The following is a 6408-nucleotide window of genomic DNA, read 5'->3' as shown; positions in this document are numbered from 1 at the left end:
AGTCGATGTAGATTGGGTCGTCGTGTTCGTCGACTTTTTGGCATGATCGCCATGTCGTCCTTCCAGCTCCCCTCGCTGCTCTCATTGCTGTCGGTATCGTGGGACCACTTGTCGCTCAGTATGTCGGCGTGTGCTACGTGGACGCAAAGACAGTCCGCCGCCGCGAGTCGCTCGTCCTGTCGTGACCGTATCAGTCAACGAATCTGACGTTCCCTTCTCGGTGAATCTCCAGCAGGTTGTGAGAAGACACTTTCTACCGTGCCGTGGTGGTTGGACACATGCAGGGGCTACGCTGGTTACAACTGAGCGAAGACGAAATGAACGGGTTCCTCGGCCGCGGCGGAACGGGTGTCATCTCGTTTTCCACGGACCTCGACGATCCGCCGGTCTCGATTCCCGTGTCCTACGGGTACAACGCCGAGGAGAAACGGTTCTACTACCGACTCTCGTTTCCGCCGGACAGTAGAAAAGAGGAACTCGTCGACCGACCGGTCTCTTTCGTCACGCACCGCCAGACCGATAGTGGGTGGCAAAGCGTCGTCGTTACGGGACGACTGTCGGACATCTCCGATGTTCCGTACGAATCCGCCGAGATACAGGGGATGTGGGCAATTCAGATTCCGCTCGTCGACATCTTCGAGCGACCGCCGCGGGAAACGACGTTCCAGTACTTCTACCTCGATCCCGAGACGATGACGGGACGAAAGGAGGTGATGACCGACTCGTAGAGTCGGTAGTCGACGCAGCAGTCGCTTCTGCGTTCCCAGTCGCAGAGGGTCGCGTTCGTCACCCGGTGTGCGTATACCCGCCGTCAACGACGAGCGACTCGCCGTTCACGTACCCCGGATCGTTAGCAGGACCAACGCGAGAGCGATCAACAGGTGGCACCACTGCTCTGCCCGCGGTTTCATGAACCGTCCTATCACGTTCCCGCATAAATAGTCTCAACGTCAATACTTCGTACGGTGTCGGCTTCGGACCGGTCCGTGACGCTGACCCGGAGTCTCGTTTGTCGCGAACATGCGCGATCGAACACCCCCGGATAGTTGTAAGTGCCCGAGCGGCGAACCCACCGTATGTACGATCGACTCCTCGTCTCGACCGACGGAAGTGGCTCCGCGAACGCCGCTCTCGAACTCGCCGGTCGAATCGCGTCGCCGTCGGCGACGATTCACGTGCTGGTCGTCAGCGAGGACGACGGCGACGACGGCCCCCGTGACGTGTCGGATCGAACGGTCGACGAGATCCTCGACGACGCTCGCGAGACCGTGACCGCCGATGTGAAGGCCGTCGTCACCGAACATCGACGGGGCGATCCTCGAGAACAGATTCTCGAATACATTGAAGCGGCGGACGTCGAAATCGTCGTCATGGGTGCACACGGACGGCGGGTCGCCGAACCGATCGTTCTGGGACGCGTAACCGAAGGCCTCGTCCGCGACGCTCCCGTCCCCGTACTCGTCGCTCGCGCGAGCGACGATATTCGAGGGCTGTACCCGTTCGAGCGGATTCTCGTCCCGACTGACGGCAGCGAGCACGCACGAGCCGCGCTGGAACTCGGCGTTGCACTCGCCGCCGAGACGGGAGCAACGCTTCACCTCCTGTCAGTGGTCGGCACGACGCGCTACGGGCTCGGTTCCGAGTCGATGGCGCTGCTCAATCAACTCGAGGAAAATGCGACCCGCGAACTCGAGGCAGCAGCCGAGAGCGCGGCCGATGGCACCGGAATTGACGTTCGGACGACGGTCAACCGGGGGTCGATCCATAGAACGATCTCCGCGTACGCGGAGGCGAACGACGTCGACCTGCTGATAATGGGAACGCACGGCCGAAGCGAGGGCGATCGAGAGTTGCCGGGCAGCGTGACGGAGCGCGTCCTTCGCACTGCGCCGGCTCCCGTCGTAACGGTTCGCGCTCGAGAGACGAACAAATCGTAACGGGAGAACCCGTAGCGCGGATCCCGTTCAGATTCCAGTTTCGATCGCCGAAACGGACGAGGACGCCGACGTCGACTCCGTCGTGCCGTTCGTCGCCGTCGCGGTCGTGTTCGCGCTGGCGGCGGTCTGGTGGTTCCGGAGGCGTTGAGAGCCTAAGCGGCGGCGTGCGCTCGCGTACTCTAGTTAAGGTGACGCATCGCTCCCGCTCGCTAGCGAATCGGTGTCCTCGTCCGTTCCTCCGTAAAAGTGCATGAACACGTCCTCGATGGACGCCTCGCGAACCTCGAGTTCGAGGACGGTGTACTCGCTCAGGCGCTCGATGAGAGCGTCGAACTCCCGCGCGAGGACGAGTCGGTACCTGCCGTCGCCGTCCCGCCGGTCGACGCGCGCAACGCCTGGGAACTCGAGGAGCGCTGGCGGCGGCTCCTCGGCCAATCGAACGGTCGAGATCGTGCCGCCTTCCGCGAGGATGTTCTCGACGGTGTCGAGCTCGATCAGCCGGCCGTTCCGGATGATCCCGACGCGGTCGCAGACGCGCCGGACCTCGCTCAGAATGTGCGAGGAGAAGAAACTCGTTCGGCCCGCCTCGCGTCGCTCCTCGAGCAGTTCGTAGAACTCGTTCTGGACGAGCGGGTCCAGCCCGGACGTCGGCTCGTCCATGATCGCCAGGTCGGGCTCGTGCATGAACGCCGCGACGATAGCGAGCTTCTGCCTATTGCCGCTCGAGTAGGTCTTCACGGTCCGATCGAGCGGAACCGGAAAGCGCTCGAGGGGTTCCGCGCGTCGCTCGTCGCCGCGCAGCCGCCCGAAGTGGTCGAGCACCGCCGCGCCCGTCACGCGATCGTAGAAGGTGACGTCGCTCGGGAGGTAGCCGAGGCGCCGCTTCGCGTCGCGGAGTTCCGCTCGGTCCGTCACGTCCCGGCCAAGCAGCGACGCTGTTCCGTCGGTCGGCTTCAACAGTCCGAGGAGAACGCGGATGGCCGTCGACTTTCCCGCGCCGTTCGGGCCGAGGAAGCCGAAGATTTCGCTCCGGTCGACGGCGAACGTGAGGTCCTCGACGCCCCGAACGTCGCCGTAGTACTTCGTCAGGGACTCGAGTTCGATCGGCTGTGACTCGACGCTGCGCACGCGCCAACTGACGGCGCCTCGAGCCTTATACGTACCAGCTCAATCGTCACGACACATTAGGACGCAGACGCCTCGCCGACGGACGACTCGAGGCGGCCTCGGACCGCCCACGGATCTATTGGGCTGTGAGACGTACGGCACCTATGCGATCGGTACGAAACCTACTGCTCGGAACCGCCGGCCTGCTGGGACTGTGGATTGGCTGGGGCGCGTACGTCAGCCGAACGACCGAACGCGTCCCGTCGGAGCCCCTCGAGCGATTCGACGGTATCGAGATCCGCCGCTATCCGCGGACGGTCCGCGCCGAGACGACGGCGCCGGACACGCGGACGGCGTTCGGTCGGCTCTTTCGCTACATCTCGGGGGCGAACGAGCGCCGCGAAGACGTGGCGATGACCGCGCCGGTGGCGGTCCGCGGAACGTCGATCCCAATGACCGCGCCCGTACGAACGGGACCCGACGGCGGCGACGTGACGATGGCGTTCTACCTCCCGCAGGCGTACACGTCCGAGACCGCGCCGATACCGACCGATCCCACCGTTCGACTCGTCGTCGATCCGCCGCGGACCGTTGCGGTGCGCCGATTCTCGTGGTACGCGACGGACGAGCGCGTCGATCGAGAGCGGACCCGACTGCTCGAGCGGCTCTCTCGCCGGGAGTTCTACCCGCGCGGCGAGCCGACGCTGCTCCAGTACAACGATCCGTGGACGCCGCCGTTCATGCGAACGAACGAGGTTGAAGTCGAACTTGCCGGCGCCCCGGAGCGGGTTCGCCGCGAGGCGCCGTGATCGCGAGCGGAACGGCTCTCGCTCGCTCAGCGAACGATCGTCACCGGTACCGTCGCCCGCCGCGTCACGGTCTCCGCCACGCTCCCGAGCAGAATCCGCGCGACGCCGGAGCGACCGTGGCTGCCCATGACGATGTGGTCGACGTCGCTCTCGTCAGCGTACTCGAGGATCGTCCGAGCGGGCGGCCCCGTTTCGACCGCGGTCTCGAGGACGGTCGTCTCGAGAACCCCCGCATCGTCGGCTCGCTCGCGGGCCCGTTCGCCGAGTTCTTCACCTCGTTCGACGGCTCGCTCGTGGGCCTGCGCGTCGTAGTAGCCCCCGCCTCCGTAATCGCTGTACACACCTTCTATCGGATCGACGGCGTGTACCGTCGTGATCGTCTCGCCGTCGTAATTCGAGACCGCGTGGTCGAACGCGGCCCACGATTGCGGTGAGCCGTCGAGCGGGACGAGTACGTGCGTTGCCATACTGGGAAGACGTCGCGAGAATACAAGAAGCTCACACGAAACGAGCGGTCCGATCAGTATTCTTCGATAGACTGGACTGTCAGAACGGGCACCGGTGACGCGTTGAGAGACGCACGCGAGTCGAGCCATCGGTTCCTTCTTCCGTTTCGATGACGAGTAGCTCGACCGAGCTCGGCGTATTCGAGCTCACACTGTATGGAACGACCTACCCGACAGAATGAGTTTCATTGACACGATCGTGGAGAACCGCGTGAGTCCGTGCGTGAAATCGCGCCTTTTCCCCGCGTAGACCTCTGTCACGTCTGCAAACTCGGAAGCGGGTAGTCGCGTAATATCGTTCGAACGGAATGACCGCGACGAACAATATCGTCTCGATTCGCCGGCGAAGAACGAAGAGCGTGGGAGTCGAAGGTCGGGGCATGTACGACCGTATCGTGATCGCCGTCGACGGAAGCGACGAGGCCGAGCGGGCGGCGGAACGCGGACTCGAGTTCGCTCGCGTCTTCGATGCAGCGGTCGACGTCGTGTACGTCGTTGAATGGAAGTCACTCCGGCTCGCGAGGTCCGCCGACGAAAAGGCGCGGCTTCGAGAGTGCGGTGAAACCGTTCTCGAAGAAATCGAGGAACTCGCGTCCGCTATCGATCGACCCATAACGACGGAACTGACGGAGGGCAAGCCCGCGCTCCGGATCGCCGAGTACGCGGCCGAACGAGACGCGGGGCTGATCGTCGTCGGGAGACAGGGACTAACAGGGTTCGGAAAGCGACTCCTCGGCGGCGTTATGGAACAGCTCCTCCATCGAAGCGACGTCCCCGTCTTCGTCGTCCCGAAGGGCGCATCGGACGCAACGGCCGATTACTCCGACCTGCTCGTTCCCACGGACGGGAGCGAGATCGCCGCCGACGCCGCCCGGCACGGCGCCGCGGTCGCACAAGGGTACGGGTCGACGGTCCACGTGCTCAACGTGGTCGATCTGCAGGCCGCGGGCGGAGCCTTCGACGCCGGCGGCCTCGGACGCGAGTTCATCGACCGACTCGAGGCCAACGGCGAAGGGATCGTCGAGGACGCGGCGACGGAGATCGGAGACGAGGGTCCGGACGTCACGACCGCCGTCGTGCGGATGACGTCGTTCGACGGCATCGCTGCCGGCGTCCGCGAGTACGTCGACGATACCGATATCGACCTCGTCGTCATGGGTGCGCGCGGCCGGTCGAATCTCGGTCGCCGCGTTCTCGGTAGCGTCACCTCGTCCCTCCTCCGGACCCTCGACGTCCCCGTACTGGTCGTGACGCGGTCGTCGCGATAGGATCGTCGTGCCGACCGCTACTCGCGAGTCCGCCCAGTTAGCACCGTCAGGACGGTAGCGGTTCGACGGCGTCACTGCTCCACTCGCGGTAGCCCGAACCCTCGAGTGACCGTTCCCGGCGACGGAGGCCGATAACCGACGGTCACGCGTCGGCTGCGAGATCGCCGAGGACGCGATCACCGAACGCGAGCACGAGGAGCGCGCCGATTAGATCGAAAACGAGATCGAGGACGGTGTCTTTCGTTCCGTACGAGACGAGTACCGGCTCGAACCCGAGGCGATTCCCTGCGGTGTGAACGGCGTATTCGACGAGCTCCCAGAGAAGTCCGAGACAGACGACGACGGCGACGACTCGAGGACGTGGATCGCGCCCCCGGCGCCGGCTGATCGCGAAGACGACACCGCCCAGAATCGACGAGGAGTGCATATGCGTGAGGTGATCCCACCACCGGATATCGTCGTACGGACCGAGCATGCCGATGGCGTGGGTGAGCATCGCGCTACGGATATACACGCGCTGCCACGGACGGAGTTCGATATCGTACGCTCGTTCGGCGAGATCGGGAAGGAACGTGCCGATCGTCGCGACGGCCGCGTTCGCGACCGCACCCGCGTCACGTCGTCGGAGGCCGACGACGAATACCGCGAACAATGCATACCGAATCCCACGTTTCGTCCTGCACTCGGTCGATGCATTCATCGTCCCAGTTCGTAGTGGATATGCGGAACACATAGGAATACCGCCTCGCGGACCGACCGAATCGTTCGGGCTGAGATCGGG

Annotated in this window: 7 protein-coding genes; 4 read left to right on the top strand and 3 right to left on the bottom strand. The window is 64.3% G+C overall.

Features of this window, described 5'->3' with window-relative positions:
• The first annotated feature begins 278 nt into the window (after nucleotides 1-278).
• Both C477_RS01000 and C477_RS00995 read left to right on the top strand, forming a co-directional pair.
• Nucleotides 279-728, top strand: a complete 450-nt coding sequence (locus C477_RS01000; protein ID WP_008892557.1) for a pyridoxamine 5'-phosphate oxidase family protein — start codon at nucleotides 279-281, stop codon at nucleotides 726-728.
• Nucleotides 729-1076: 348 nt separating this feature from the next.
• Nucleotides 1077-1937, top strand: coding sequence for a universal stress protein (locus C477_RS00995; RefSeq protein WP_008892556.1), 861 nt, complete (start codon nucleotides 1077-1079; stop codon nucleotides 1935-1937).
• A 183-nt stretch (nucleotides 1938-2120) separates the two neighbouring features.
• Here the strand turns inward: C477_RS00995 and C477_RS00990 are convergent, their stop codons facing one another.
• Nucleotides 2121-3065 (bottom strand): ABC transporter ATP-binding protein, encoded by a 945-nt coding sequence (locus C477_RS00990; protein WP_008892555.1) that lies wholly within the window; start codon nucleotides 3063-3065, stop codon nucleotides 2121-2123.
• A gap of 143 nt (nucleotides 3066-3208) precedes the next feature.
• On the opposite strand from C477_RS00990, the gene C477_RS00985 reads away from it, so the two are divergent.
• Complete coding sequence (locus C477_RS00985; protein WP_008892554.1) at nucleotides 3209-3853, top strand: SOUL family heme-binding protein; 645 nt, start codon at nucleotides 3209-3211, stop codon at nucleotides 3851-3853.
• 26 nt (nucleotides 3854-3879) lie between these two features.
• Here C477_RS00985 and C477_RS00980 read toward each other — a convergent pair whose 3' ends face one another.
• Nucleotides 3880-4320, bottom strand: coding sequence for a universal stress protein (locus C477_RS00980; protein ID WP_008892553.1), 441 nt, complete (start codon nucleotides 4318-4320; stop codon nucleotides 3880-3882).
• A gap of 419 nt (nucleotides 4321-4739) precedes the next feature.
• Between C477_RS00980 and C477_RS00975 the strand changes: the two genes are divergently transcribed.
• Nucleotides 4740-5627 (top strand): universal stress protein, encoded by an 888-nt coding sequence (locus tag C477_RS00975; RefSeq protein WP_049914083.1) that lies wholly within the window; start codon nucleotides 4740-4742, stop codon nucleotides 5625-5627.
• 142 nt (nucleotides 5628-5769) lie between these two features.
• Here C477_RS00975 and C477_RS00970 read toward each other — a convergent pair whose 3' ends face one another.
• Complete coding sequence (locus tag C477_RS00970; protein WP_049914074.1) at nucleotides 5770-6327, bottom strand: hypothetical protein; 558 nt, start codon at nucleotides 6325-6327, stop codon at nucleotides 5770-5772.
• Nucleotides 6328-6408: the final 81 nt, after the last annotated feature.

It is taken from the genome of Haloterrigena salina JCM 13891, assembly GCF_000337495.1.
Taxonomy (GTDB): Archaea; Halobacteriota; Halobacteria; order Halobacteriales; family Natrialbaceae; genus Haloterrigena; species Haloterrigena salina.
Note: the sequence above shows the minus strand (reverse complement) of the source record. Positions and strands in the feature narration are given on the sequence as shown.